This window comes from Pseudoalteromonas sp. NBT06-2 (assembly GCF_002276045.1).
Taxonomy (GTDB): domain Bacteria; phylum Pseudomonadota; class Gammaproteobacteria; order Enterobacterales; family Alteromonadaceae; genus Pseudoalteromonas.
The window spans coordinates 1-1504 of record NZ_NQMR01000308.1; the positions used below are offsets into that span (position 1 = coordinate 1).

General features: G+C 28.7%; 1 protein-coding gene. It reads right to left on the bottom strand.

Annotation, left to right across the window (positions count from 1 at the left end; translation table 11 throughout):
• Nucleotides 1-161: 161 nt before the first annotated feature.
• Nucleotides 162-1504, bottom strand: a 1343-nt coding sequence (locus CJF42_RS25640) for an ankyrin repeat domain-containing protein (protein ID WP_141235687.1), incomplete at its 5' end; no start/stop codon positions are given.

Consider the following 1504-nt stretch of genomic DNA (forward strand, 5'->3'; position numbering starts at 1 on the left):
ATTCTATATTAACCTTTAGTCTTCCCCAAACTTAGCTATATAAAAAATAGTATTATTTTATATATAAATCGATTAATTGTGCTTCAATTGAGGCTGATAAATAAACAATTTTTATACATGGCTTAGTTATAAAGGACATTAAACGGCATTGTATAGTAGAGTTAATAAATTTCACAGTATGCCTTAGGTAAAGGCGTTTTATCATTTATTAAAAGTTCAGGGTATAGCTCTACTATCTCTAGATATTGTTCCTGATTTCGCATCTTAAATAATGCAATAGCGCTTAAGTGATGGTGATTAATATTTGGTTTTAATGCCATTAATTCTATTAAAAATGGTAGTCTCGTTTCTTCTTTAAATTTAGTTATATCTCTAAGAAATAAATACAATAAATCATCAGGTAAGTTGAGCTCAGCGAGTAAAACATTTTCAGATAATAAGTATTTTAATAGTGTTAGGTTTCTTTTTTGAATCGCAAAGTGAAGCAGAGTGGTACCTTGTTCATCTATATAATCTAAATCAAAACCCGCTTCAACAAATGATTTTATACTTTCAATTTTAGTAGAAGAAAAATATCGATAGTTAAATTCACTTTGGTGCAAATCGCTATTTTGTAGTTCTGAGTAATATGCCGTATCCCAGCCTAAAACTTGATAAAAAAGCCATCTTTTTTGTTTCATTGAGTATTCTTTACTTTCAGCGATACTTATTGCTTTATTGATATCTTTCTCACTGAGAGCTTTAAAAATTTGCTGGGTGCTAGGTGAATTTTCAATTACTTCTATGCGAAAAGGGTTCTCTTTTTTCAAGTAACATGTGGCTAAAATAGGATCTATCTCTTGTAGATTTTCTTTAGTGATAGGTATTTTATTTTCAGAAATCTGATTTATAAAGTATTTAAGAGGTTTTGGTTTCCAACTGTCTTCTATCTTGTTAATCATTTTACGGCAGTTATGAAAAGTCGTAATTGAGTTTTTGATTGATGTTTCTTTGGTTACATTCTCTGAAATTTTTGTTGTTATTATTTGTATTAATTCTGACTGTTTATCAACAACTAATGTTTTACGTTCAGATATTTGTATTAAATCTAATTGATATTCTTCATATAGCTTTTTAATTTCAACCTCTTTGAATTGATAGAATTGACGGGGGAAGTTACCCTCAATTTTAAAATCGTTCTTTGCACTAAATCTTGCTTCTGCACCTAGGTGGATTAATTTTTTTACAATATTTATGCTTTTTAAAATGTTTTCATTTTGATCTTGATTCCAAAATTGAACCATTAAATTTTTTAGTGCCCACTCCATAGTAGAACCTAAATACAGATCATTTGAAATTGTTGCACCATGATTTAGTAAGTATTCAACAACAGAGTCTTTATTATAATTTACGGCATAATCTAATAGTGATATTGCATCAATTTTATCGTAGCCTACAATTTGATTGAGATTTTGTTTGTTAAGCGCTTCAATTATTAAAGGTTCAGCACATCTCGGTGAATAAA